Below are 26617 nucleotides of genomic sequence, written 5' to 3'. Positions count from 1 at the left end.
AGCCCAACCGCCATCGACGTGCTTGGCCATACCGTACACGGCGAACCCACTCCGGCTCCGGCTCACCGTCGCCGGTTCGAATCAGCCGATCCACCAGTCGCCACGGGGCCGAGCCATCCCGACCATGGTTTTGGGTCGCCGATTAGATCCGGGCGGGTCGCGCCGGGCCACCGTCGAGGTAGCACCCTGTACCGGCCGAAGACTCGCAACGCTGCACGTCGGCACCCGCACGGCGACTCGTCGCCGCAGCCGGCACAGAGCCCACTCCCGCTGTTTGGTGTGTGCCGGTCGAGCTGGTCCTGCGCCGCACGCAGTTCCTCGTACGCCATGACCGACAGGTAGGTGCTCACCGGCGCGCCTGATCGGCGGCGAGCAGGCAGGCGCGGACGAGGATCTGCGCCTGGTCACCGGAGCGGCCGTCCTGGAGGATCTTCACGCCTTCCAGCCAGACCCACTCGTTGCTCTCCGGCCGGTTCGCCACCAGCCGCACCCCGGTTACCCACAACGTCACCGGCCCGTCGGTCGGCCGTACCCGTTCGTTGGCGTCGATCCGCACGACCGACCCGAGCTGAACCCGTACGTCAAACACCACGCGTCCTCACCTTCCGGTTGGCCCACGGCTGCACCGGCCGACCGGCCCGGCCCCGTGGGAGCAGCTTCTGAAGACCGGCGACCCGGACGAACACCTCACGCCGCTCGCTGGCGTTGCCGTCCGCGTCCAGGCAGTAGCCGGTCACCCAACACCAGCCCCGGTACGTCGGCCGCTCGCACACCCAGATCACCCGCAACCGCAACGCCCGGTCCCCGGCAAACTGCACCGACGCCCGACCATCGATCAGCAGCACGTCACCCGGCTTCGGCACCATCGGCAGTCACCCCTCGGTTGGAGGGCACCGAGGCGGGCGGGCATTCAGGAGGCCGCAGTCGACCAGACGGCCAAGCGCCAGCACCCACCCCGGTGCCAGCCTCACCCCGCCGCAGAACCGCCTCGGCAGGAAGCACATGAATCGGTCGTACGTCGACCACGGCGATCCGGACAGACATCCAGTCGACGCCCTGCCGGTAACCTGAAGTCATCGAGCGTTGCTATGTGTAAGCGACTCATGAGAGAGATGGTCTATCGACACGTGCAGACACATCGAGGCCCGGACCGACACACCTTAAGGACCTGGGGCGGACATCCGGTGGACCTGCATTGCCGCAAGGACCTCAGCTAGACCAGCGTGGACGGTGAGCCCACAACCAGGGGGAGGCGGGCGGCAATGTCCCACCAGCGGCGCGAACCTCGCACGGTGCTGGAGCACCTGATCCAGCAGAGCGACCGCACGTACGAGGAACTGGCCGAGGAGTTCTCCCGGGTCGACGCCCGCGCGGCGATCAGCGCTCGGCACCTCGGCCGGCTCGCACGCGGCGAACGGGACTTGACCTCGTGCACCCCGGCCACCCGCCGCGCGTTGCAAACCCTCTTCGGCCGGCCGGTCGACGAGCTGCAGCGCCCCTGGGTCGCTGACCCCTCCACCACCGCCGGACCCGCCACCGAACTGGCGCTACCCGGCACCGGCCCCGAAAGGACCCTCATCGCCATGGCCGCGCAACGTGCCCGCACCTACGCCCTACTCGCCGCCGAAGCCACCACCCCCGCCGCCATCACCGGACTCGCCGAAGAGGTCCAACGCCTCGCCCTGGCCTACCCGCAGCAACCCGTCAGCCACATCCTCGGCGACCTCGCCGAAACCCAAGACACCCTGTTCACCCTCCTGGAGCGCCGCCAACCACCGAACCGGTCCCGAGACCTGCACTTCCTCGCCGGCATCACCAGCGGCCTACTCGCCAAGGTCTCCCACGACCTCGCCGACCCCCACTCAGCCATGTTGCAGGCCCGCACCGCCGTGCTCTGCGCCGAACAGGCCGCACACCCCGGACTGCAAGCCTGGCTACGTGGCCTGCAATCCCTGGTCGCCTACTGGGCCGGCCGATACGCCGAAGCCGTCCGCTACGCCGACGCCGGACGCGAACACGCCACCCAGGCCGGCGGCACCACCGCGGTATGGCTCCCCGTCAGCGCCGCCCGCGCATACGCCGCCCTCGGCAACGCCACCCAGGCCAAAGCCGCCATCACCGAAGCCGAAGACGCCTGGACCCGCGTCCAACCCGACGAGATGGACGCCATGGGCGGCATCTGCACCTTCAACCAACCCCGCACCCTCTACTACGCCGCCGACGCCCTCGCCTGGCTCCCCAACGAGGCCGCCAGCGCCGAGGAGTACTCCACCCGCGCCGTCGACGCCTACGCCGACACCCACGACCCCGCATGGGCGTTCGGCGACCAGGCAGGCTCACACGCCGACCTCGCCATAGCCCGCATCGCCGGCCGGGACCTGGACGCCGCCGCCGACGCGATCGCCCCCGTCCTCGACCTGCCCACCGAACAACGCATCAACGGCATCGTGCACTCCGTCCGCCGCGTCCACCAGGCCATCACCCGTGCTGGACTCGCCAACGACGCCCGCGAACTCATCGACAACATCGAAGCGTTCACCCACACCCCCGCCAGCGCCCTGCCCCGGTAAGGCAGCATCAGCGGCATGTACCCGATCACCATCACCGGCCACCGGGTCGACCTACGCGACTTCCGACCCGACGACATCCCCCAAGCCCTCGCCGTCTTCGGCGACGACGAGGTAACCCGGTGGCTCTCCTTCGACAGCCGCGACCACGACCAAGCAACCGCGATGATCAACGGCGCGATCGAGCGTGCGCAGGCCGAGCACCGCACCGAGTACTACCTAGCCGTCACCGACAAAACCGACAGGATGATCGGATTCGCCCGCCTCGGCCTAAGCGGAGTCAAAGCCGCCAAACTCGGCTACGCCATCCGGGCAGACCGATGGGGCCACGGCTACGCCACCGACGCCGCCCGCACCCTCACAACCTACGGCTTCCACACCCTCGGCCTACACCGCATCACCGCCGCCATCGGTCCTGACAACACCGCGTCCATCACCGTCGCCAAACGCCTCGGCATGACCTACGAAGGCCGCCTCCGCGACCACGTCCATACCAACGGCGCCTGGCGAGACTCACTCCTCTACTCCGTCCTCACCCACGAATGGACGGACCACGCGGCAACGCTGTAGCACCCAGGGACGGAGGGTCCGGCGGACCCCTTGCCACAAGATCACGCGCTGTCGATACGCCGGTACCATGCGGGACGATCCAACCACCCCGAGCCGGCAACCCCGACCCGAAGCCCGGCACCCGCTCACACATCAGCAACGCGCCGATCAGCCTTTTCTACCGGCGCTGCTTACTGATGGCTGGGTGGCAGTGGGCGAGGTTGTGGCGAGTGTTCAGGGTGTGGGGGTGGTCGGGTCCGAGTACCCGCAGGTAGTCGGTGAGGAGCTGCTCGAAGGTGGCGGCGGCGCCGGCAGGATCACCGGCCTCCCACCGCCACCGAGCGAGGTTGTGGCGGGTGGTCAGGGTGTCGGGGTGGTCGGGTCCAAGCATCCGCAGGTAGTCGGTGAGGAGCTGCTCGAAGGTGGCGGCGGCGCCGGCAGGATCACCAGCCTTCCCCCGCCAGTGGGCGAGGTTGTGGCGGGTGGTCAGGGTATCGGGGTGGTCAGGTCCAAGCACCCGCAGTCGGTCTGTGAGGAGCTGCTCGATGGCGGCGGCGGCGCCGGCAGGATCACCAGCCTCCCCCCGCCAGGAGACGAGGTTGTGGCGGGTGGTCAGGGTGTGGGGGTGGTCAGGTCCAAGCACCCGCAGTCGGTCTGTGAGGAGCTGCTCGATGGCGGCGGCGGCGCCGGCAGGATCACCAGCCTCCCCCCGCCAGTGGGCAAGGTTGTGGCGGGTGGTCAGGGTGTGGGGGTGATCGGGTCCGAGCACCCGCAGGTAGTCGGTAAGGAGCTGTTCGGCGGCGGCGGCGGCGCCGGCAGGGTCCCCGGCCTTCCCCCGCCAGTGGGCAAGGTTGTGGCGGGTGTTCAGGGTGTGGGGGTGGTCGGGTCCGAGCACCCGCAGGCAGTCGGCAAGGAGCTGTTCGGTGGCGGCGGCGGCGCCGGCAGGGCCCCCGACCTCCTCCCGCCAGGGGGCGAGGTTGTGGCCGGCGTTCAGGGTGTGAGGGTGGTCGGGCCCGAGCACCCGCAGGCAGTCGGCAAGGAGCTGTTCGAAGGCGGCGGCTGCTGAGGCAACCTGACCCGCTTCGCCGAGACTTCTGATGTTGCGGAACAACAGCGCGTGACCGTCGGGCTGTAGCAGGCTGTCGCCGCTGTTGGCGCGCAGAGCAGCCGTGTTCGCGCGCAGCACCACCGGAGTGCGTTCAAAGTCACGGTCAGCGGCGGGCCAGATGGCAAGCAGCGCATCGGCAACGGTCCGGGCCATGGTGGTCAGGTGGGTGGCGTCGAGGTGGTCGCGGGTAGCGCGTTGGACCAGGGCATGCACGCGGACACTGCCCGTGGTCGTGTCGTGGGTGACGAGACTAAGCCGGTGCAGATTCCGCAGCGCATCCCGAACCTCTTCCGCGGAGATGTCCCGCCCGCATACGTGGGAAAGGTGCTCGACGATCACCGGGGTGGTGAACAGGGCTTCGGGAATGCCGTTCGGGTCCAACAGCGCGGCCAGGTTCAAGACCGGCCGGGCCAACCCATACGGTGAATGGCTATCGGCGGCATCCACCGACAACGACCAGGTAGCCGCGACCGCTGTCCGGTAGTCATCCGGCAGCGCATCGTCAGGCGGGACAAGATCGGCGAACCGTTGCCGACGATCGGCAAACCGATCCCGGTAGGCGGCGGCATCGATACCACGGTCCAGTATGAATGCGGCAGCCTGCGCCACCGCCAACGGCAGAAAGCCAAGATCAGCAGCGAGGGCGGGAGTGTCGGCACGCCGGTCGATGCTGGCACCGATGGCGTGACGGAGATAGCCGGCAGCCTCTGCCGGAGTGAACAGATCAACCTCAACGAGGACGCGGCCGTCGGTGTGTAGGACCGGATCACGGCGACGGGTGGTCACGACAGTCCGACCGTTACGGTTCCTCGGCGGCCACCAGCCAGCAGCGTCAGCCGGGGCGTCGAGGTTGTCCAGAACCACCAACCACCGCTTGTCGGTGCGTTCCAGCCACACCAACAACCGCCCCGCCGCGGACTCCACATCCAGGCCAGCGTCAGGAACGACACCGACCGCATCAGCAGCCTCGGCGTAAGAGGCAACGATCGCATCTCGACTGGACGCGGTCACCCACACCAACACGTCCAGCTCACCACAAGCGTCGAGGCCGCGGGCGAACTGGGCCGCCAACTGCGTCTTTCCTACACCGCCCATCCCGGACAACACCTGCGTGAATACCGCCGTCCGGCCCGCCTTCGCCGCCCCCGCTAGATCGACACGGGTACGCCGGTCCTGAAACCACGCCGCCGGTTGCGGTACCCGACCGACCCGCACCACGCCATCCGCCCCCGACGGCCGCTGGCCGCCCTTACGCCGGGAGTCGACCCGATCAAAGACGAACGAGGCCAGCGCGAACAGTCCGCCGAGGATCCCCACAACCCAGCCAGCCTGTTCCATTCCCTTCCAGCTCAGTTGAGGAAACCGCCACCCGGGCGGATTCCACCAGGCCCAGACCACGAACAGGACACACCCGACAGCCAGCACCGCCAACACCACGGTGCGCCGCTGCCACCGACGCCGGAACACACGAGTCACCCCACCATCATCGACATGCCCCGCACGCAACGCCACCGCACGGGTCAGTGCAATATCAACAAGGCCTACCAACGAAAGCGGAACCACCGCAACGACATCCGCCATCAATGAAGATCAACAATTACAACCCCAGTACAAGGCGGCGACAAAGATGTGAAACATCGAGGGGCGCCGCCCAATCAATGGCAGGTCTGAACGGCGACGTGTCCGGTTCGACCGGATCAGATCAGAGGCCCGTACGCGACCCGAGCCGTACTCCATTCTTAAGCCACTTCGATGAGGCCACGTCGACCCGGATAGTCACCGGCTCCGGCAACTCCCGGTGGGGCGAAGAAGTAGCCGCCGCCGAAGGTGAGGACGTAGCGGTCAAGGGCCTCGCCGACCAGGCGACGCTGGACGGTGACGAAACCGCGTTCCAGGTCGGCCTGGAAGCAGACAAAGATCAACCCCTCGTCCGGGTGGCCGGCGCCGGCACGCGGCCGACGGTAGGAGTAACCCCGGCGCAGGATCCGGTTCGCCTCGCTCTCCGGGGTACGCGGGTTCGCCCGCCGGACGTGCGCATCCAGCGCGATCACCCGCCCGTGCGGGTCGTCGGCGTACCTGGGTTCGTCGGTCTCGTGGGTCATGCCGAGCGGGGCGCCGGAGTCCTTGCGGCGGCCGAACACCGCCTCCTGCCGCTCCACCGGCTCGGTGTCCCAGATCTGGGTGGCCAGCCGGATCAGCCGCACCACCTGGTACGTCCCGCCGACCGCCCACGCCGGCTCACCGTCACCGGCCCAGACCAGCCGGTCCATCAGCGCACGATCATTCGCCGCCGGGTTACTGGCACCCTCCCGGAAGCCGAACAGGTTCCGATCCACGAACGAACCCGACGCGGTGGTCTGGTTCTCGGCCCGGAAGCCGTCCAACGACCACCTCGGGGCCAGCCCGCCGCCGGCCGCCGTCGCCAACTCGCGACCGATCCGGGCGACCTCCTCCGGCCGCCCGGCGCAGATCTGCACCAGCAGATCACCGTGGCACTGCGCCGGATCGAGTACGTCGTTGGGAAAGCTCCCCATCGGCACCAGCCTGCGCGGCCGGGCGTCGGCCAGCCCGAACCGCCCGTCGAAGAGCGACGCCCCGAACGCCACCGTCACCCCGGCACCGCCGCCGCCGTTGACCCGCCCGGCCATCTCACCGACCCGGCGCAGCACCTCGGCCAACCCGGCCCGGTCGGCGGCGCGGACGTCGTACGCGGCGAACCGGGCCGCGGCCGGCGGCGCGTCGACCACCCCGACCTGGTGCGCGACCGGCGGCCCGTCCGAGACCGGGCCGTCCACTGACGGCGACGGCGCCGGAGCACCCGCCGCATCACACCCGGCGGCCAACAGACCGGCACCACCGGCAACGCCGGCCAGCAGGCAACGCCGCCGCAAACCCCCATCGGGTACGCCGACAGCGCGCCTCCCGTCCACCAGGCCGTCGTTCCGGCTCACCAGCTCGTCAGCCCGGCTCTCCGACCAGCCATCCCGGCGCGAAGTCATCAGCCGGCCGTCCCACGTCGGGGGCGGCGGAGGCGGGCGGTCAGCCGGTCGTACTCCTCGGCGAAGGAACTCACCTCCGGGTCGTCGGCCGCGATCGCCGCGTCCAGCGCCGCCGGATCGGCACCGGCTCGGCGGGCGGCGGCAGCGGCTGCGAGCAGCCGGACCGTCCGGTCGTCGTCGGCGAGCCGGGCGATCAGGTCGGCGTCGGGGAGGGCGAGCAGCGCGCCGATCCGCTGCCCGACCGGGCCGCCGATCGCCGTGACCTGCGTGTCGGTGGCCCGCGCCAGCAGGTGCATGGTCTTCCAGCGGACCGCGTCGTCGGGGTCGCCGATCAGCTCGGCCGCCCGGGTGAGCACCGCACCGTGCCGGGTGTCGGCGGCGGCTAGCACCGAGTCCAGGGCGAAGAACCGCACGTACCGGGAGGAGTGGTCGAGCAGGCCGGCGACGTCGTCGAGCAGGTCGACGCCACGTTCCCCCAACTCGGAGACCACCCACATGCCGGCCCGGACCGCCTCCGGTCGGCCGCTGTGCAGCAACGGGCGGAGGCGGTCGATCGGGTAGCCGCCGAAAACCTGGCTCAACAGGTCGCTGGCGGCGGCGTCCGGGTCCGCGACCGCGCCGTCCAGCAGCCCGGTCACCAGGTCATCGCCGCGCACGAACAACTCCTCACGTACCGCTCAGGATTCTCTCGATCTGGCGGAGCAGCTGCTCCTCCTCGCCGATCCGGCGCCGGTGCGGGCCGTCCTCGCCGAGCCGGAGCTGCTCCGCCTTCCGGGTGTCGATGCTGGTCCGCAGGTCCTCGGCCAGGTCGACCAGGTCGTCGGTGGTCCAGTCGTCCGGCACGTGGGCGGGCAGGTCGCCGTGCACCTTGCCGGTGGAGTCCAGCCGGGGCATGCTCCGGCAGTTGTGCACCAGCACCGGGGTGTCGCCGGCCTGGACATGATAGGTGTGCAGGCCCTCGACGGTCAGGTTGAACACGGGCTGGTCGACCGCGACGTACCGGCGGACCTGGTCGACCTCGACGGTGCCGGACGGGGTCGACAGCCGGTCGCCGGCGGTCACGTCCTCGGCGTCGACCCAGCGGCGCTCGTCGGCGTCGTAGAACGGGTGCTTGTCGGTGGCGGTCACCACCTCGCCGTCGATGGTGAGGTCGACCAGGTTCTTCTCGCCGTCGCCGGTGATCACGTCGGTGACCCGGCGCGGACCGGTCTCGCCGGTCGCCGGGTCGGTGGCCAGCACCAGGTCACCGACGCTGACCTCGGAGATCGGTTTGCTGGTGCCGTCGGCCATGGTGACCCGGGTCTGCGGCGTGAAGCTGTTGCGCCGGCAGTACCGGGCCACATCCGCCACGTCGTCGACCAGGGTGAAGCCCTTGCCGAAGCCGGCGGTGGCGGCGTTTATCGCACCGCCGACGACCGCGTCGCCGAGCACACCGTTCCAGCCCCAGTCGACCTTGCGACCGGAGAGCCGCTGGGTGCCCCAGCTGATCCCGCCGTCGATAACCGCGCCAACGACGAAGGCTCCGGCGATCACCACCAGGAACGGCAGGTGGCCGGTCGGGTCGGTGTAGTTGGTCGGGCTGTTCGACGCGTACGCGTAGAGGTTGCCGCCGCCTTCGTACCCGATCGGGTCCTGGCTGATGAAGCGCTGCAGCGCCGGGTGGTAGTAGCGGGCCCGGTGGTAGTACAGCCCGGTGCCGTCGTTGTCCCGGGCGGTGAACTGGGTGCTGTTGTCGCTGGTAGCGCCGTCGGCACTTGCCGCGCCAAACGGCTCGTAGGTGTAGCTGGTGGCCACCGCACCGGCCGCGTCGGTCAGCCCGACCACACTGCCCAGCCCGTCGGTGAGCACGTCGTGCTGACCCGAGGCGTCGGTGCGGGCGAAGTGCACGTCGGTGCCGCCGGTGATCATGTTGGCGGTCGGTCCGCCGCCGTTCAGCTCCTGGATGGCGTTCTCGCCGTCGTACAGGTAGCGGGTCAGGGCGCCGTTGACGGTGCGGGCGGTGCGCCGGCCCAGCCCGTCGTAGCTGAAGCTCGCCGAGGTGCCGGTCCGTGACAGCGAAGCCAACTGGCCACGGGCGTTCCAGGTGTACGCGGTGGCGCCGTCGCCGGTCAGGTTGCCCTCGTTGTCGTAGCTGAACGCGGTGCCGCCGAGGCTGGTCAACCGGTTGGCATCGTCGTAGACGGCGCCGGTGAGCGCCGCCGGCAGGTCGGTGCGGGCGTAGCTGCCGCCCACCGAGGAGCGCCGGCCGGCGGCGTCGTAGCTGTAGGTCAGGTCGCCGAGGGTGGTGCCGCCCCGGGTGTAGGTGATGCCGGTGAGCTGGTCGGCGTCGTCGTAGGAGTAGGTCTGCGCGGTGCCGCCCGGCAGGGTGCGGGTCAGCGGCCGGCCGGCGTCGTCGTAGCTGAGGCCGACCGTGGCGCCGCCGCGGGTGATGCTGGTGAGCTGGTTGGCGTCGTTGTAGCCGTAGGTGAGGTCCGGCTGGCCCGCCACCCGCATCCCGGTCCGCCGGCCGGCGTCGTCGTAGTCGTACCCAATGGTGCCCTCGGCGGTGGTCACCTCGATCAGCCGGTCGAGCCGGTCGGGTTCCTGGCTGATGGTGCCGCCGGTCGAGTCGACGATGCCGGTCATCCGGTTCCCGGCGTCGTATTCGAGGGTGACGGTGCTCTCGGCGGTCGAGCCGGTCACCCCGTACGCCATCGTGACCAGCCGGTCCAGCGCGTCGTAGTCGTAGCGGGTGACCTTGCCCCGCCGGTCGGTGATGGTGTGGACGTTGCCGTTCGGGTCGTAGGTGCGGCTGCTGGTGCGGCCCAGCGGGTCGGTCACCGTCTCGATCCGGTCGGCGTCGTCGTAGCCGAACGACGTCGAATGGGTACGGGGATCGGTGCGGGTCTCCAGGTTGCCGTTGTCGTCGTACCCGAAGGCGGTGGTGTTCCCCAGTGGATCGGTGGCCGAGGTGAGCAGGTTGCGGGCGTCGTAAGCGAACCGGTAGCGGCCACCGGCGGCGTCGAGGCGTTCCAGCACCCGGCCGGCGGCGTCGCCGTGTTGCCGGCCGGTGCGGCCGAGCGGGTCGGTGGTGGTGACCAGGTCGTCGAGCTGGTAGCCATAGCTGGTGGTCTTGCCGCGCGGGTCGGTGACCGTGGCCGGTTGCCCGTCCGGGCGGTAGGTGAAGGTGACCGCCCGGTTCTCCGGGTCGATCATCCGCTGGACGTTGCCGGCGGCGTCGAACTCGTACCGGGTGATGTGGCCCAGGCCGTCGGTGACCGAGCTGATCTGGTTGGCGGGGCCGCCGAAGCTGCGCCGGGTGGTGACCGCGTCCGGCGTACCGGCGAGCAGGGTGACCTGTTCGACGTTGCCGGCGGCGTCGTAGCCGAAGGTGGTGCGCCGGTCGAGCTGGTCGACCACGGCGGTGACCCGGTTGGTGGCGGGATCGCGTTCCATGGTCTTGGTCTGGGCGAGCGGGGTGCCGTGGGCGGCGGTGTCGGTGACGGCGAACCCGGCGGCGTTGAAGGTGACCCGGCGGACCCGGTCGTTCGGGTCGGTCACCTCGGTCGCGGTGATCCGGCCCTCGGCGTCGGTCTCGTAGTCGAACTCGTAGACGGCGCCCTCGGGCAGGGTCTGCCGCTGCACCCGGCCGGCGGCGTCGTAGACGTTCGTCAGGTAGGTGATGCCGCGCGGGTCCTGGATGGAGGTGAGGCGGCGGCTGCCGTCGTACCCGTAGGTGGTGGTTTTTCCGCCGGGGTCGGTGACGGTGTGCAGCCAGCCGGCGGGGTTGTAGGTGTAGGAGACGCTGCGGCCGATGTTGTCCTCGACCCGGCTGACCCGGTTCGCGGAGTCGTACTCGAAGGCCAGCCACTTGCCGCCGGGCGAGGTGACCCGGGTGATGTTGCCCCGGTGGGCGTTGCTGCCGGAGCCCTGCCGGGTGATGGTGACCTGGTTGCCGTGCCGGTCCCGGATCGCCTGCAGTGGACTCTCGTCTCCGAAGATGTAGGTCATCCCGTCGCGCCGGGTGAGGTTCCAGCCGTTGCCGTTCCAGGTGATGGTGGAGCGGTACCAGTCGGTGGCCGAGGTGTCGTTGCGGAACACCGCGTCCGTGAAGCCGGAGCCCGACGAGATCCGCTCGTAGTGCACCTTCGCCCCGTCGGGCAGCACCAGGTCGGCCTCGGTGTACTGGTTGGCCGACTGCAGGAAGATGCCGTACTCGTGGTTCTGGCCGGTGCCGAACGGCCGGATCACGTCGTCGGCCTGCCGGTAGGTGCGGGTGACCGAGATCGGCAGCACGTCGGGCAGGGTCAGGTCGGTGCGCTGGTCGACCATCAGGCCGGTGCCGAGGTCGACCGGGTCACCGGAGATCCAGTCGATGAAGTCCTGGTTCGGCCCGAACGCCGGGCCGTTCAGACCCGCGTTGATCATCGAGCCGGTGAACGAGTAGACCCGCACGTCGGGGTCCGGCACGACCTGCCGGCCGTCCCGGGTCACCGTGCCGTGGCCGTAGACATACCAGCCCCGGCCGGCCGGCTCGTAGTTCCAGAACTCGACCCGGGTGCCGGGCGCCTCGTCGGTGTAGTTGGGGTAGATCACCTGCGCGCCCTGCGGGAACAGGTAGCTGCCGCCGGGCTGCACGGTGAAGTACACCGGCACCCGGATGTGCCGGGGCAGCGGGAACGGCGGCCGGTCGACCGGGATCGCGGTGAGGCTCAGCTCGCGGATCACCCGCCCGGTCGCGTCCCGGACCACCGACCCGGCCGGCAGCCGTACCTCCAGGCCGGGGATCTTCGGCGTGGTGAGCACGACCTCCCGGGTGGTCGGCGAGGGGAACCGTGCGGTGCGCTCGCGGTCCAACCGGGTCAACCAGATCGGGTACGCCAGCTCGGTGGTCTGCCCGGCGGCGACCTCCACGCCGATCTCGTACCGGCCGTAGTCGCCGACCGGTCGGCCGGCCCGGTGTCCGTCCACGACCAGCTTCTGGTTGCCGGCGGGCGGGTTGGTGACCAGGAACCGGCCGTCCGCGTCGGTGCTGGCCCGGGCGTCGCCGATGGCGACGGTCACGCCGCGCAGGGGCAGCCCGTCGATGGCCCGGACGTGCCCGGCCAGCGCGGTGACTCCCCGGTCGGCGCGGGCCGGCTCGGGCGCCGGTGCCGGCCGGGGCAGCCGGGTGTTCCAGTCGACGCCGCGCACGTTCGCCTTGTCCGGGGTCCAGCCGTCGGTGCGGCCGTTGCCGTCCAGCTGCGGCGCCGGCCGAACCCCCGGCCGGTCCAGCTCCGCGGCCGGAATCGACCCCGATCCGGGTATGCGGGCAGGGCGCGGGCCGCCGGCCCACCTGCCCGCCTTGCCGAGTACGGCCGGCATCTGCTCGGTGAACTGCCGGTCCCGGACGATCGCCCGGTCCCGCTCCGGATCGCCGGTCGCCGGCTCCCGGTCGCCGGCGCCCTGCTCGCCGGCCGCCGACTGGCCGTTCGCGGCCTCGGTACTCGCGGACCGGCCGCTTCCCCGTTGACCCGACGCGGACTGGCCCGACGCGGACTGGCCCGACGCGGACTGGCCCGACGCGGACTGGCCCGGCGCAGACTGGCCCGGCGCAGACTGGCCCGGCGCAGACTGGCCCGGCGCAGACTGGCCCGGCGCAGACTGGTTCAGCGCCGGCTGGTCGGCGGCGCGGGCGGCCGGTGCGGTCAGGGCGACACTTACCGACCCGGTCCGGGCGGACTGCGGGTCGATGATCACGGTGTGTTGGCCGGTGACGGTCAACGCCGCCAGGGTGGTGCTGGTGTTGCCGTTGAGCAGCCGGCCGTTGAGGTGCCGGGTGCCGTCCGGGCGGACCACGGAGAGCTCGTAGTAGCCACCGAAGGTGGCGCCGCTGAAGGTGAAGGTCAGCACCTGACCGCTGGTGCCGGCGAACCGCAGCACCCCGTCCTGGCCGGATCGGGCGATGGTGACCGGCACGGCGGCGCCGCCGACGGTGAGGGCACCCGCGTCGGTGGCGGCCGAGAAGGTGACCGTCATCGCCCCAGTTCGGGTCCCGTAGTCCAGGATCACCGCGTAGGTGCCGGCGACCGTCAGATCCAGGTCGTAGTCGTTGGTGCCGGCGGCGAGGTAGGTGTGGTTCACCATCGTCGTGCCGTCCGGCCGCAGCACCGTCAGGTAATACGCCGACCCGAACGTCGACCCCGTGAACCCGAGACTGACCCGCTCACCAGCCGTACCGTCGAACCGGAAACCGACGTTCTGCCCCGGCCGGGCGACCGACACCGCCGACCCGGCCGCCGTCGGGCTCAACGCCCCGCCGTCGACCTGCCGGGAGAAGGTCACAGTCATCCCGCCGGTCCGGTAGCCGTAGTCCAGCCGCACGTCGTACTGGCCGGTCAGGGTCAGCGGGGCCAGGTCGTAGTCGTTGTCCCCGGCGGCGATGTAGCTGTGGTTCACCATCGTCGTGCCGTCCGGCCGCAACACCGTCAGGTAGTACGCGGCACCGAACGTCGACCCCGTGAACCCGAGACTGACCCGCTCACCAGCCGTACCGTCGAACCGGAAACCGACGTTCTGGCCCGGCCGGGCGACCGACACCGCCGACCCGGCCGCCGTCGGGCTCAGCACCCCGCCGTCGACCTGCCGGGAGAACGTCACAGTCATCCCGCCGGTCCGGTAACCGTAGTCGAGGACCACGGTGTAGGTGCCTGTGGCCGGCAGGGTGGCCAGGTCGTAGTCGTTGTTGCTGCCCGCGGCGAGGTAGGTGTGGTTCACCATCGTGGTGCCATCGGGGCGCAACACCGTCAGGTAGTACGCGGCACCGAACGTCGAACCGGTGAACCCGAGGCTCGCCTGGTCGCCGGCCGTGCCGTCGAACCGATACCGGGCGTTCTGCCCCGGCCGGGCGACCGACAACGCCGAACCCGGAGCGGCCGGCTCCAGCGCACCCCCGTCGATCTCCTCGCCTAGGGTGACCGTCATCGCGCCGGTCCGCATCCCGAAGTCCAGCCGGACCGTGTACTGGCCGGTCAGCGTCAACGCGGCCAGGTCGTAGTCGTTGTCGCCGGCGGCGAGGTAGGTGTTGTTCACCATCGTGGTGCCATCGGGGCGCAGCACCGTCAGGTAGTACGCGGCACCGAGCGTCGAACCGGTGAAGCCGAGGCTGAGCCGCTGCCCGGCGGTGCCGTCGAAGCGGAACTCGACGTTCTGCCCCGGCCGGGTCACCGACACCGCCGCGCCCGCGCCGGTCAGGCCGAGCGTCCCGCCGTCGATCTGCCGGGACAGCGTCACCGTCACCGAGCCGGTGCTGGTCGCGGCCGGGTCGATGACGAGCTGGTAGGTCCCGTTCTGCGGCAGCGCCGCCAGGTCCAGGTCGGTGTTGCCGGAAAGATACTGGTTGGCGACCACCGTGCCGTCCGGGGCGAACAGGTAGCCGTAGTAGGTGCCGGAGAGGGTGGAGCCGGTGAAGCCGAGGCTGATCCGTTCGCCGGCCGCGCCGTCGAAGGTGAGCCGGGCGTTCTGGCCGAACCGGGTGGTGCTGGCGACCACACCGGGACCGGCCGGGTCGAGGACGCCGGCCGACACGTCGGCCGCCAGGGTCACCGTCGCCGATCCGGTGGCCGTGCCGCTCGGCGCGACGATCATGTCGTACGTGCCGGTGGCCGGCATCCTGGGCAGGTCCACTTCGGTCGCGGCGCCGGAGAAGCTGTACGAGCCGAGTTGGGCGCCGTCGGGGCCGAGCACCCGGACCGTGCCGGAGCCGAGGGTGCTGCCGGTCAGCGCGATGCTGCGCAGCTCGCCCTGGGTGGCGTCGAAGCGCAGCCGGGCGGACTGGCCGGCCAGCGTGGTGGTGACGACGGTGCCGGCGCCGGTGAGGCTGAGCTCGCCGAAGTCGAGCGGACCGGCCACGGTGACGGTGAACGAGCGCGCCGCCAGCGTCGGCGCGACGATTACCACCTGGTAGTTGCCGGTCACCGGCGCTGCTCCGGTGGCCAGCACGCCGTTGCCGTTGGAGAAGGTGGCCGAGCCGAACACCACCGCGCCGTCCGGTCGGAACACGGTGATCTGGTGGCTGCCGGTGCCGGTGCTGCCGGTGATCCCGATCGAGTACGACCGACCGGCGGTGGCCGCCAGCCAGAGCCGGATTCGCTGGCCCGGCAGGGTGTTCTCGACCGCCGTGCCGGCGTTCTCCGGCAGCACCCCGCCGACCACGTCGGCCACCACCCGGGCGTCGATGCTGCCGGTTCGGCCGTTCGGGTCCACGACGATCTGGTAGGTGCCGGTGTCCGGCAACTCCGGCAGGCCGATGCTGGTGTTGCCGGAAACCTGGTAGGCGGCGTTGAACTGGTTGCCGCTCAGCTCGGTGTTGGTGGCGGTGAACAGCCGCACCGACACCGAGCCGCCGTAGGTGTTGTTGGTGAGCACGAGGCTGACCCGCTGCCGGCGTACCCCGTCGAAGCGCAACAGGCCCACGTCGCCGGCGGTGGCGACGGTGACCGGTTGGGCGGCGCCGTCGACGGCGAGGTCGACCGTGGCGCCGACGTCGGCGAGCGGGATGCCGGTGGGTCCGACGGTGAACCGGGCCTCGCTGGTGGCGACCCCGCCGGGGGTGCGGACGGCGATCCGGCCGGAGCCGGTGCCGGGCACGACGGCGGTGAGGCTGCCGGCGGTGGCGGCGGTGACCCGCGCCCGGACGCCGTTGAACTCGACGACGTTGTGCGCCGGCGCCGGGTCGAAGCCGGTGCCGGTGATGGTCACCGAGGCCCCGGCCGCGCCGCTCGCCGGGCTGAATCCGCTGATCGTCGGGGCCGGGCGGCTCTCCACAGTGAACTCGTCGGCACTGGTCGCGGAGCCGGCCGCCGTTTCGACGGTGACCGGGCCGGTGCCGGCGCCGGTCGGTACGGTCACCACCAGTTGGGTGGGAGTCGCGTCGGTGACGGTGGCAGCGGCGCCGCCGATGGTGACGTCGTTGTCGGCCGGGTCCGGGTCGAAGCCGGTGCCGGTGATCGTCACCTCGGTGCCGGGAGCGCCCCGGGTCGGCGTCAGGCCGAGGACGGTGACCTGGGCGGCGGTCCGTCGGGTGATGCCGGTCAGGTTGCCGGCCGGGTCGTAGGCGTAGCCGGCGGCGTCGCCGGCCGGGTCGCTGACCCCGGTGAGGCGGCCGGCGGCATCGTAGGAGTAGCGGATCGGCTCGGGTGTCTGCGCCGCGGCGGGGGCCGCCGGGACCGTCAGCCCGCCGACCGCGAGCGCGGCCACCAGCGGGTAGCACAGTCTCCGGCGGGCACGCTTGACGAACGGTAGACCACGGCGCATGACGATTCCCCCGTCTCATGCTCACGGCCTGAGTCCGCACCCACACCGTCCGTCCAGAATGCTAAGTCCACCCCCACTCCCCCCGCCACCCCCTTCACCACCACAGATAGATCTTGGTCGACATTGGCCCTATAAGGGCCGAAAGTTCACCGGCTCCGGGTTTGGCGCGGGGTGACGGAGGGCGGGGGCGGCGGAGGTGGCGGCAAGCGCCGCCGCAATCGCGGAGACCGCCAGTCCCGCGCGGATGGCATCCAGCTCGGAGCCGTCGACCGCCCGGATGGCCGCCACCGCCGTCACCGCCGAGAGCCCGAGCGCCGTTCCGAACTGGATGGAGGTGTAGAGCAGACCACCGGCCAGACCGTGCTCCCCGTCCTCGACACCCTCGGTGGCGGCCATCGTCAACGGCCCATACACCAGCGAGAACGCCAGACCGATAAGCAACAGGCTCGGCAGCATCGCCGCGTAGGTCCAGTCCGACGCCACCGGCAGGAACAACGCGTACGCCAACGCGCCGAGCACCATCCCCACGAACAGCACCCGACCGTTGCCGAACCGGTTGACCAGCCACGGCGTGACCGTCGGGGCGAGCGCCACGTCGATGGCGACGACCACCATCGCCAGGCCGGTCTGCAGCGGGCTCCACCCACGCAGTTCCTGCAGATAGAGCGTCAGCATGAACTGGAAACCGGCGAACGCCATCATGAACAGCAGGGCGCCGAGGTTGGTCCGCACCAGCGGCGCCGACCGCAGGATGCCCAGTCGCACCAGCGGGTCGGCCGACCGGCGCTCGATCACCACGAAGAGCGCGAGCAGCGCCACCCCGGCCGCGAGCACCCCGCTGGTGCCGGCCAGACCGGCCGCGCCATGTTCGAGCCGAACCACGCCGTACGCGAGCAGCAACATCGCGCCGGTGATGGTGACCGCACCCGGCAGATCGAACCGCTTGCCGGATTCGCCGGGCCGGGTGGGTTGAGCGGTCCGGGGTGCGTGGGCGGGCTCGCCGGTCGGGCGGGTGGGGCCATCGGCCGGGCGGGTGGGCTCCTCGATGAGCGGGATGGCGGCCAGCAGGATGGCGGCCGACATCAGCACCGGGGCAAAGAAGACCCAACGCCAGCCCACCGACACGAGCAGACCGCCGGCGACCAGGCCGAGCAGAAAGCCGCCGGAGGCGATGCCGGCGTACACGCCGAGGGCCCGGGTGCGTAGCGGACCCTCGGGGAAGTAGCCGGTGATCAGCGCCAGCCCGGCCGGCGCCAGGAACGCCGCGGCGACACCGGTGATGAACCGGGCCACCAGCAGCAGCCAACCCTCGGTGGCGAACCCGCCGAGGCCGGAGAAGACCAGGAACACGACCAGCCAGGTCAGGAACATCCGGCGGCGGCCGAGCAGGTCGGCGGCCCGGCCGCCGAGCAGCATGAAACCGCCGTAGCCGAGCACGTACGCGCTGACCACTCCGCTGAGCATGCCGGTCGACAGTCCGAGATCCGCCCGGATCGCCGGCAACGCCACGTTGAGCATCGCGACGTCGATCCCTTCCAGGAAGATCGCTCCACAGAGCACAACCAGCACCCCCCACGCCCGACGGTCCGTTCGGGCCTGTGCCGAAGACATCGCAGACTCCTCCCCGTGGTTCTCGCTGCGCAGGTCGGTTCCTTCTTGTAACCAGGAGGATCGTCGGGCACCATCGGTGACCATGGAAGACGGAACTTCGCCGTCCCTCGGTAACTGCGGGGATACCGACACCGACTACGACGTGTTCCAGTGGGACACCCGCGAGGACTGCGAGGTCCGGCAGATTCTGGATCGGGTCGCCGACAAGTGGTCCCTGCTGGTGATCGCGCTGCTGGAGCGCCGGAGCCTGCGCTTCACCGAGCTACGCCGGATGATCGACGGCATCAGCCAACGCATGCTCGCCCGGACGCTGCGCCATCTCGAACGCGACGGACTGGTCAGCCGGACCGTGTATCCACAGGTCCCGCCCCGGGTCGACTACGAGCTGACCGCGCTGGGCGCGACCCTGCACGACACCATCAAGGCCCTGATCACCTGGACCGAAACCCACCAGAACGAGATCGCCTCGTCCCGCGCGGCGTACGACGTCCGGGCGGCGCAGGAGCGCCGGCAGGCCGAACAGGCCGCCGCCGACCGGGCCACCATCGCCCGCGACGCCCTGACCCGCCGCCCCTGACCGGCCCCGCCCCTGACCGAGCGGCCCTGACCCGCCGTCCCTGACCGGCTGTCCCCGACGGAGCAGCGCTGGCCGGCTGACGCTGGCCGAGCGGCGCTGGCCGGCTGACGCTGGCCGAGCGGCGCTGGCCGGCTGACGCTGGCCGGGGCCGTGGTCAGCCGGTCAGCCCTTCGCCTCGGCCAGTACCGCCTCGGCGGCCTGCCGGTCGCGGGCCACCCGGACCAGCGCCGACAGCAGTCCGGGCAGCTCCGCCGGCCCGACCAGCCCGGCGAGGCCCTCGGCCGAGCTGGGCAGCCCCAGTCGCCGCGCCCCGTCGGCGGCCCGGCGGTCGACGAACGGCGCGACGTCGGCCCAGACCGCCTGCGACTCCCGCAGGAAGATGTCCGCCCCGGTCGGGCCGATGCCGGGAAACTCGGTCAACAGCCGACGCAGCCCACGCACGTCACCAGGCGCGGACTGGTGCAGGCGGCGCAGATCGCCGCGCCACCGGTCCAGGCAGAGTTGTGCGCCGTCGCCGAGCATGGTCGCGGTGCGCTCGTCGTACCGCCGGTAGTGGCCGCGACCGAGCGCGTCGACCCGGTCCTGCCAGCTCGCGTCGCGCATCGCGGCGGGGGTCCGGTAGCTGGCCCGGAACAGCTCGCGGGCCGCGGCGACCGCGATGCCGGCGGTGATCCGGGCGCTGAGCAGCGTGGCGAGCACCAGCAACTGGTACAGCGGCGCCGGCTTGTCGGCGAGAGTGATGCCGGCCTCGTCGGCGAAGGTGCGGCCATACCGGTCGACCAGAACGGAGACGGTACGAGCGTCGTTTCGCGCCATGACGGGCAGGTGCCCGATGAACCGGCCGGCAAACCCGCGGCCCGGCCCCGTCAATCGACCGGCCGGACGGGCGCCTGCCCGGGTGGCGGGTGGGAACCGGCGGCGCCTCGGCCACCCGGTGATTCTGTCGCACCCGACGGGCAGGATGCGGCTCGACAGCCGTACCAGGCGCACAGGGGAGTGCTCGATGATCGGAAAGCTGGAAATGGTCGTGCTCGACACGACTGAGATCGCCCGTCTGTCGGCCTTCTACCGGGAGCTGGCCGGGTGGACGGAGCGCGACGCGGACGACGAGTGGATCGCGCTCGACACCCCGGACGGCTGGCTGATCGGCCTGCAGGCGGTCCCGGAGCACCAGCCGCCGCAGTGGCCAGGTCAGGACCGGCCGCAGCAGGCACACCTGGACCTGCGGGTGCCCGATCTGGAGGCCGGCCTGGAACGCGCCGTCGCGCTCGGCGGCACCCTGCTAGCGCGGGGCGAGACCTGGCACACCGTCGCCGACCCGGCCGGGCATCCGTTCGACCTCTGCCTGAAGGCTGACAATCCGGGCACCACTCTGATGGGCGTGACGCTGGACTGCCCGGACGCCTCGGCGCTGAGTGCCTTCTACGCGGAGCTGCTCGGCAAGCCGGTCACCTACGACGCCGACGGGATGGCGATGATCGGCAACGACGGCGAGCAGCCGGTGCTGTTCCAGCAGGTGGCCGACTACACGGCGCCGCGCTGGCCGGACCCGGCGCACCCCCAGCAGTTCCACCTGGACGTGGCGGTCGACGACATCGACGCCGCCGAACCGGCCACGCTCGCGCTGGGCGCCACCAGGCTGCCCGGCGGCGGAAAATCCTTCCGGGTGTACGCCGACCCGGCCGGCAAACCGTTCTGCCTCACGACCAGCTGACCGATCTTCGCCGGGCGTCGACCACCTCGCCCTGATCGTGTCCAGCCTGGTGACGTCGGTTTCCTGTTGCGTGAAGTCGCCAACCTGTTCGCCGTCGGGCGGCAACCGGCACCGCCCGGTCGATACTTGTCCGTATGGTGCGGCAGGTGGTGGTCGTCGGTGCCGGCGTCTACGGCGCGGCGGTGGCCGACACGCTGACCCGGCGCGGCGCCCGGGTCACCGTCGTGGACGCAGGCGCCGCGGCGGGCGGGACGTCCGGCGCGACCTTCTCGTGGCTCAACTCCTGCGGCAAGCAGCCGCGGGCGTACCACGATCTGCGCGTCGCGGGGATGGCCGCCCACCGCAGGCTGGCGGCCGAGGTGCCCGCTGGCGGCTGGTACCACGACGGCGGGAACCTGGAGTGGGCCGCCGACCACGCCGGGGCGGAGCGTCTCCGCCGCAAGGTCGCCGGGGTCCTCGGGTATGGGTACGAGGCGCGCTGGCTCGATCGGGCCGAGGCGCTGCGCCTCGAACCGGACCTCGCCCCTGCCGAGCTGCCGGCCGACGGGATCGCCTGGTTTCCGGCCGAGGGGTGGGTCGACCCGATCCGGCTGATCGGGCACCTGCTCTCCGCGTCGACCGGGCGCGGCGCCGAACTGGTCGACGGCGACGCCGTCACCGACCTGGAGGTGGCCGGCGGGTTGGTGCGCGCGGTCCGGCTCAGGTCGGGGCGGCGACTCGTGGCGGACGCGGTCGTCAACTGCGCGGGGCCGCAGGCCGCCGGCATCGCCGCCCTCGCCGGGCTGGCCCTGCCGATGCGCAACACCCGGGGCGTGCTCATCTACACGGCGCCGGCACCGGTCGCGGTGTCCCGGGTCGTACACGCCCCACGGGTGCACCTGCGCCCGGACGGCGGCGGGCGGCTGCTGCTGCACAGCCCGGACGTGGACGACGCGGCGTACCCGTCGGAGACCGGCGAGTTCGCCGTCGACCGGTCGGCCGTCGAGGCGGTGCTCGATGCCGTCCGGGCGCTCCTGCCGGGGCTGCGCACGATGCCGGTCGAGAGCATCAGGCCGGGACCGCGGACCGTAACGGTCGAGAGCGTCCGGGTGGGTGAGCGGCCGATCCCCGGCGACGGGCTGCCGGTGCTGGGGCGGGTGGTCGAGCTGCCGAACTTCCACTTCGCCGTGTCACACAGCGGCGCGACACTGTGCCTGCACGCCGGCGACCTGGTCGCCCGCGAGGTGCTCGGCGAGGACGTCGACGACGCCCTGGCAGCGTTCCGCTTCGAACGGCTTGCCGTCGATCCGGATCACAGTCCCAAGATCCAGTGATGAAAACGGTCGCTACGGCCCTCCATAGCGACCGTTTTCATCATTCGATCTTGATCGCTCGCCCACCCGCCCGGCGCCGAGGGCGGCGGTCAGGCGCCCAGGATCTCCTCCGGGCGGCGGTGCGTCACCGCGTCCGGGTAGCCGGCGTCGACCGAGCGCAGCAACGCGTCGAGGTCGCCATCGTGGTCGGCCGCCGCCATCCGGAGGACCTGTTCGACCAGAACCCGCCCGTTGACCAGCACCAGCGGGTACTGGTCGTCGATCACCTCGACCTGGGCCTGCTTGGAGAAGGTCCCGGTGGTGACGAAGACGCCGATCCAGCCGCGCCGGAGCCGGGCGACCACCCGGGCCACCTCGTCCGGGCTGATCGACCTGCCGAGCTGGACGCACTTTGCCTGGCCGAGCACGACCAACGGGGTGTTGCTGGCCGGTGAGCCGACGTCGAGTCGGCCGACGAAGTCCATCCCGCCGTCGCCGCCGGCCCGGGTCAGCCAACCGTCCCGGTAGACGGCTCCCGACCCGCCGAGCAGTTGGGCGGCCACCCGCGACGCCAGCAGCTCGAACGCGTGCTTGCGGTGGTCGAAGAAGGCGTGGATGCGGCGCAGCGCCTCGTACTCGGCGGAGCCCGGCTCCGGGAGCTGTTCGGCGGTGGTCCTGACCCGGGAGGAGACCACCCGGCGGCGGACCCGGGGGATCGCCGCCCGACCCTCCCGGACCCACCGCTGCCACGACTCCGGCGCGCGCGACTGGGTCTGTTCGGTGGTGAGCTGCTCGTCGCGCCGGTCGTCGATCCAGCGCGGGTCCAGCGTGTCGCCGGTGTCGGCCAGATCGAGTACGGCGAGATCCAGCACCAGATTGGGGAAGCTCTGGCCCGACTCGGGATCGCGCTGCACGATGTGTTCCAACCGCTCGATCACGGCCACGCCGCAGAATTCAACGTGTCCCTTGACGATGCGTTGGCCACCCCGGCGCACGGTCGTCGAGCGGAACACCAGCAGCGGCGGCGCCAGCGACCGCTCGTACGCGCTGGTCCCGGCATGGTGTCTCCACGCCTCCAGTAGCGCCTGATTGCCGACGGTGGTGCCTACCCGGGCGTTCGTCGAGGGCTTGTGGTCGCCGTAGTACCGCACGTGCCCGTGGTCGAGGTCGAACTCGTCGTGCCACGGATTGGATGCCTGCCCGGCCTTCCACGGGCTGGACCGGATGGCGATCACCGGACGCCGTACCTCGTCGGGAGCCCGCACCATCCGGACCGGGTTGATCCCCGCCTCCAGCATCACCATCGGCCAGTCCCGACCCGGCGCCGCCATGACGTGGTGATAGTTCGGGTATCCGTCGATCATGACGGCGACCGGGCTGGCGCCTTTCGGATAGCGGTAGGTGTCCAGCATCATCAGGCGGCGGGGGTCCACCGTGGCATCATGCCGGGTTGCCCGCGTGCCGCCTATCGGCCGTCACGCCGTCGGTGACAGCACCGCGACGAGGAAGTCCGCGTCGTCGCCGAACGGGCGCAGGTCCCAGGTCGACAGCAGCAGGTCCGGTGCGAGCCCGCCGGCCCGGGCGTCGGCGAGGAAGTCGGCGAACTCGTAGCCCCGGCCGGCGCCGAAGCCGATCACCACCCGGCCGCCGTCGCGCAGGTGCGCCCGCATCCGCCGCAGGATCTCCCGGCGGGTGGCCGGAGCGACGAACGTCATCACGTTCCCGGCGCAGACGATCGCGTCGAAGCCCTCGGCGATGCCGCGGGCCGGCAGGTCCAGCTCGGCCAGGTCGCCGACCAGCCACTGCGGGCCGGGGTGGTCCTGCCGGGCGGACTCGACCAGGAGCGGGTCGAGGTCCACGCCGACCACCTGGTGGCCGGCGGCGGCGAGGTGTCCCCCCACCCGGCCGGTGCCGCTGCCCGCGTCGAGCACCCGCGACCCGCGCGGCAGCATCGCGTCGACCAGGCGCGCCTCGCCGGCCAGGTCCGAGCCGCCGTCGGCCAACGCCCGGAACCGGTCGATGTACCACTGCGAATGGCCCGGGTTGCTCTCGGTGAGTTTCACCCACCCGTTGTCCCCGCTCACGTGATCATTGTTGCACCGCACCATGGGTGAGCTCGGGCGAGATCAGCCCGCCGACTGCATGATCGCGCGTTGTCGGCGACGATGAGCGGGTGACCGAGTCGAGCACCAGCACCTGGCACGCCCGGCCGGCGGCCGACGCCGCCCGCGAACTCGACGTCGACCCCGGGGCCGGCCTCTCCTCGGCGGAGGCGGCCCGGCGGCTGGAGCGGTACGGCCCGAACCGGCTCGCCGAGGCCGCCCGGGAGCCGCGCTGGCGGGCGTTCCTGCGGCAGTTCCAGGACCTGCTGATCCTCATCCTGCTGGCCGCCGCCGTGGTCAGTCTGGTGGTCAGCCGGGAGCTGGAGACGCCGATCGCGATCGCGCTCGTGGTGCTGCTCAACGCCACCATCGGGTTCGTCCAGGAGTCCCGCGCCGAGGCCAGCCTGGAGGCGCTGCGGCGGATGAGCCACACCACCGCGACCGTACGCCGCGACGGCCGGATCGTCCGGCTGGACGCGGCGGACCTGGTCCCCGGTGACGTGGTGGAGCTGGAGGCCGGTGACCGGGTGCCGGCCGACGGCCGGCTGCTCTCCTCGGCCTCGCTGGAGATCCAGGAGTCGATGCTCACCGGCGAGGCGCAGCCGGCCGACAAGGCGGCCGACGCGACGGTGTCCGAGGACGCCCCGCTGGGCGACCGCACCACCTCGGTGTTCATGAACACGGCGGTGACCCGGGGTCGGGGCGAGGCGCTGATCACGGCCACCGGGATGGGCACCGAGACCGGCCGGATCGCCGACATGCTGCACTCCGCCGAGCCGGGTCCGACGCCGCTGCAGCGTCAGATCGACACCCTCAGCCGTACGCTGGCGATCATCGCCGGGGTGGTCATCGTCGTCGTGTTCGGGCTCGGACTGATCCGTGGCCAGGAGTTCGGCGACCTGTTCATCAGCGCGGTCTCGTTGGCGGTCGCGGCCATCCCGGAGGGGCTGCCGGCGGTGGTGGCGTTCACCCTGGCGATGGGGACCGGCCGGCTAGCCAGACGGGGTGCCATCGTCAAGCGGCTGGCGTCGGTGGAGACGCTGGGCAGCACGTCACAGATCTGCACCGACAAGACCGGCACCCTGACCCTCAACCAGATGACCGCCCGGGAGCTGGTGGTGGCGGCCCGCCGGTTCACCGTCTCCGGGGAGGGATATTCGACCGACGGCCGGCTGCGCACCACGGACGGATCACCCCGGCCGGACACCGTCAACGACGCGCTGATCGCGATGGCGCTCTGCACCGACGCGGTGTTGCGGGACGGGGAGGTGGTGGGTGACCCGACCGAGGGCGCCATGGTGGTGCTCGCCGAGAAGGGCGGCATCGACGTGGCGGCGCTGCGCCAGGAGCGGCCCCGGGTGTTGGAGATCCCGTTCGACTCGGACTACAAGTTCATGGCGACGTTCCACCGCTGGACAAACGACGACGGCGCCGAGATCGTCCGCTGTTTCGTCAAGGGCGCACCCGATGTGCTCACCGAGCGCAGCGACCGCTACCTCGGCCAGGACGGGGTCCTACCGCTGGACGACGACGCCCGGGAGCGCTTCGACCGGGCCAACGCGGGCCTGGCGGAGCAGGGCATGCGGGTGATGGCGGTCGGGATCGAGGACTTCCCGGCGGCGGACTTCGACCCCGCCGACGACCCGAAGGAGATGCTCGACCGGGTGGTGCTGGTCGCCCTGGTCGGCATCGTGGACCCGCCCCGCCCAGAGGCCCGGCAGGCCATCGACGAGTGCCGGCAGGCCGGCGTCCGGGTCCGGATGCTCACCGGCGACCACGCGGTGACGGCCGGCGCGATCGCCCGCGAGCTGGGTATCCCGGGCGAGGCGGTGACCGGGACCGACCTGGACCGGATCGAAGACGACGACGAGCTGGCCCGCCGGCTCGACGAGGTCGGGGTGGTGGCCCGGGTCTCCCCCGCACACAAGATCCGGATCGTCCGGGTGTTGCAGGCGCGGGGCGACGTGGTGGCGATGACCGGCGACGGGGTGAACGACGCACCCGCGCTGCGCCGGGCCGACATCGGCGTGGCGATGGGGGTCACCGGCACGGAGGTGACCAAGGAGGCGTCGACGATGGTCCTCACCGACGACAACTTCGCCACCATCGTCTCCGCCGTCCGCGAGGGCCGGGGCGTCTACAGCAATATCGTCAACTTCACCCGGTTCCAGGTCTCCACCGCGCTCGGGTTCGTGCTCACCTTCCTGGTCGCGTCGCTGACCGGCATCGCCGGCGGCACCCCGTTCACCGCGTTGCAGATCCTGTTCGTCAACCTGATCATGGACGGCCCGCCGGCGATGTCGATCGGCGTCGACCCGGTCAGCCCCGACGCCATGCACCGGCCGCCCCGCCCGGCCCGGGAACGGATCCTGAACCGGCCGCGGCTGCTGCGCATCCTGCTCGGCAGCGCGGTGATGGCCACCGGCACGCTGGCCGTGCTGGTCTGGGCGCCCGGCCCGGAGGCCCAACTGGGCGAGCCCACCACCGCCGGCACGATGGCGTTCGTGACGTTCGTCTTCTTCCAGGCGTTCAACCTGCTCAACGTGCGGCACGACACCCGCAGCGTGTTCAGCCGCGAGACCCTGGAGAACCGCTCCGCCTTCGTCGCCACCGGCGCGGTGGTGGCGCTGCTGGCGCTCGTGGTGCAGCTGAACCTGCTGCAGGGGCTCTTCAACACCACCGGCCTGACCGGCGGGCAGTGGCTGGTCTGCGCCGGGGTCGGCGCCACCATCCTGGTCACCGGCGAGATCGTCAAGGCGGTACTGCGGGCACGGGCGCGACCCTGATCCCGCGGCGAGGGCCGGTGCCACCGTCCCCATCGGACG

General features: G+C 71.5%; 16 protein-coding genes. 6 read left to right on the top strand and 10 right to left on the bottom strand.

Going from position 1 to position 26617, the window contains the following annotated elements:
* Positions 1-346 precede the first annotated feature (346 nt).
* Both O7627_RS02660 and O7627_RS02655 read right to left on the bottom strand, forming a co-directional pair.
* Positions 347-592, bottom strand: a complete 246-nt coding sequence (locus O7627_RS02660) for a hypothetical protein (protein ID WP_278091910.1) — start codon at positions 590-592, stop codon at positions 347-349.
* Positions 582-866, bottom strand: coding sequence for a hypothetical protein (locus tag O7627_RS02655; protein ID WP_278091909.1), 285 nt, complete (start codon positions 864-866; stop codon positions 582-584). The genes O7627_RS02660 and O7627_RS02655 overlap by 11 nt, the downstream gene beginning before the upstream one ends.
* A gap of 396 nt (positions 867-1262) precedes the next feature.
* On the opposite strand from O7627_RS02655, the gene O7627_RS02650 reads away from it, so the two are divergent.
* Positions 1263-2570, top strand: coding sequence for a hypothetical protein (locus O7627_RS02650; RefSeq protein ID WP_278091908.1), 1308 nt, complete (start codon positions 1263-1265; stop codon positions 2568-2570).
* Positions 2571-2585: 15 nt separating this feature from the next.
* Positions 2586-3137 carry a GNAT family N-acetyltransferase gene (locus tag O7627_RS02645; RefSeq protein ID WP_278091907.1) on the top strand — a complete coding sequence of 184 codons (552 nt, stop codon included), beginning with the start codon at positions 2586-2588 and terminating at the stop codon, positions 3135-3137.
* A 157-nt stretch (positions 3138-3294) separates the two neighbouring features.
* Here the strand turns inward: O7627_RS02645 and fxsT are convergent, their stop codons facing one another.
* The 5 genes from fxsT to O7627_RS02620 all read right to left on the bottom strand — a co-directional run bounded on the left by fxsT (position 3295) and on the right by O7627_RS02620 (position 18107).
* Positions 3295-5805, bottom strand: a complete 2511-nt coding sequence (fxsT, locus tag O7627_RS02640; RefSeq protein ID WP_278091906.1) for an FxSxx-COOH system tetratricopeptide repeat protein — start codon at positions 5803-5805, stop codon at positions 3295-3297.
* A 158-nt stretch (positions 5806-5963) separates the two neighbouring features.
* On the bottom strand, positions 5964-7019 hold the full coding sequence (locus O7627_RS02635; RefSeq protein WP_278091905.1) for a Dyp-type peroxidase: 1056 nt from the start codon (positions 7017-7019) through the stop codon (positions 5964-5966).
* Between the two features lie 203 nt (positions 7020-7222).
* A complete protein-coding gene (locus O7627_RS02630; RefSeq protein ID WP_278091904.1) occupies positions 7223-7879 on the bottom strand; it encodes a hypothetical protein in 657 nt (218 codons plus the stop codon).
* Between the two features lie 10 nt (positions 7880-7889).
* Positions 7890-16496 (bottom strand): RHS repeat-associated core domain-containing protein, encoded by an 8607-nt coding sequence (locus O7627_RS02625; protein ID WP_278091903.1) that lies wholly within the window; start codon positions 16494-16496, stop codon positions 7890-7892.
* Between the two features lie 129 nt (positions 16497-16625).
* Positions 16626-18107, bottom strand: coding sequence for an MFS transporter (locus O7627_RS02620; RefSeq protein WP_278091902.1), 1482 nt, complete (start codon positions 18105-18107; stop codon positions 16626-16628).
* Between the two features lie 82 nt (positions 18108-18189).
* Here O7627_RS02620 and O7627_RS02615 point away from each other — a divergent pair, with 82 nt between their 5' ends.
* Positions 18190-18684, top strand: a complete 495-nt coding sequence (locus O7627_RS02615; RefSeq protein WP_278091901.1) for a helix-turn-helix domain-containing protein — start codon at positions 18190-18192, stop codon at positions 18682-18684.
* A 162-nt stretch (positions 18685-18846) separates the two neighbouring features.
* On the opposite strand, the gene O7627_RS02610 is transcribed toward O7627_RS02615, so the two are convergent.
* Complete coding sequence (locus O7627_RS02610; RefSeq protein ID WP_278091900.1) at positions 18847-19500, bottom strand: hypothetical protein; 654 nt, start codon at positions 19498-19500, stop codon at positions 18847-18849.
* Positions 19501-19687: 187 nt separating this feature from the next.
* Between O7627_RS02610 and O7627_RS02605 the strand changes: the two genes are divergently transcribed.
* Both O7627_RS02605 and O7627_RS02600 read left to right on the top strand, forming a co-directional pair.
* Positions 19688-20398 (top strand): VOC family protein, encoded by a 711-nt coding sequence (locus O7627_RS02605; protein ID WP_278091899.1) that lies wholly within the window; start codon positions 19688-19690, stop codon positions 20396-20398.
* Between the two features lie 134 nt (positions 20399-20532).
* Positions 20533-21711, top strand: coding sequence for an FAD-dependent oxidoreductase (locus O7627_RS02600; RefSeq protein WP_278091898.1), 1179 nt, complete (start codon positions 20533-20535; stop codon positions 21709-21711).
* Between the two features lie 89 nt (positions 21712-21800).
* Here the strand turns inward: O7627_RS02600 and O7627_RS02595 are convergent, their stop codons facing one another.
* Entirely contained in the window at positions 21801-23123 is a 1323-nt protein-coding gene (locus O7627_RS02595) for a restriction endonuclease (RefSeq protein ID WP_278091897.1), read from the bottom strand.
* Between the two features lie 42 nt (positions 23124-23165).
* Positions 23166-23774 carry a class I SAM-dependent methyltransferase gene (locus tag O7627_RS02590; protein ID WP_278091896.1) on the bottom strand — a complete coding sequence of 203 codons (609 nt, stop codon included), beginning with the start codon at positions 23772-23774 and terminating at the stop codon, positions 23166-23168.
* Positions 23775-23863: 89 nt separating this feature from the next.
* Here O7627_RS02590 and O7627_RS02585 point away from each other — a divergent pair, with 89 nt between their 5' ends.
* Entirely contained in the window at positions 23864-26578 is a 2715-nt protein-coding gene (locus tag O7627_RS02585; RefSeq protein WP_278091895.1) for an HAD-IC family P-type ATPase, read from the top strand.
* Positions 26579-26617 lie beyond the last annotated feature (39 nt).

Origin of the sequence: Solwaraspora sp. WMMD1047 (genome assembly GCF_029626155.1) — a bacterium.
Lineage (GTDB): Bacteria > Actinomycetota > Actinomycetes > Mycobacteriales > Micromonosporaceae > WMMD1047.
This window is presented reverse-complemented; position numbering and strand designations above follow the sequence as displayed.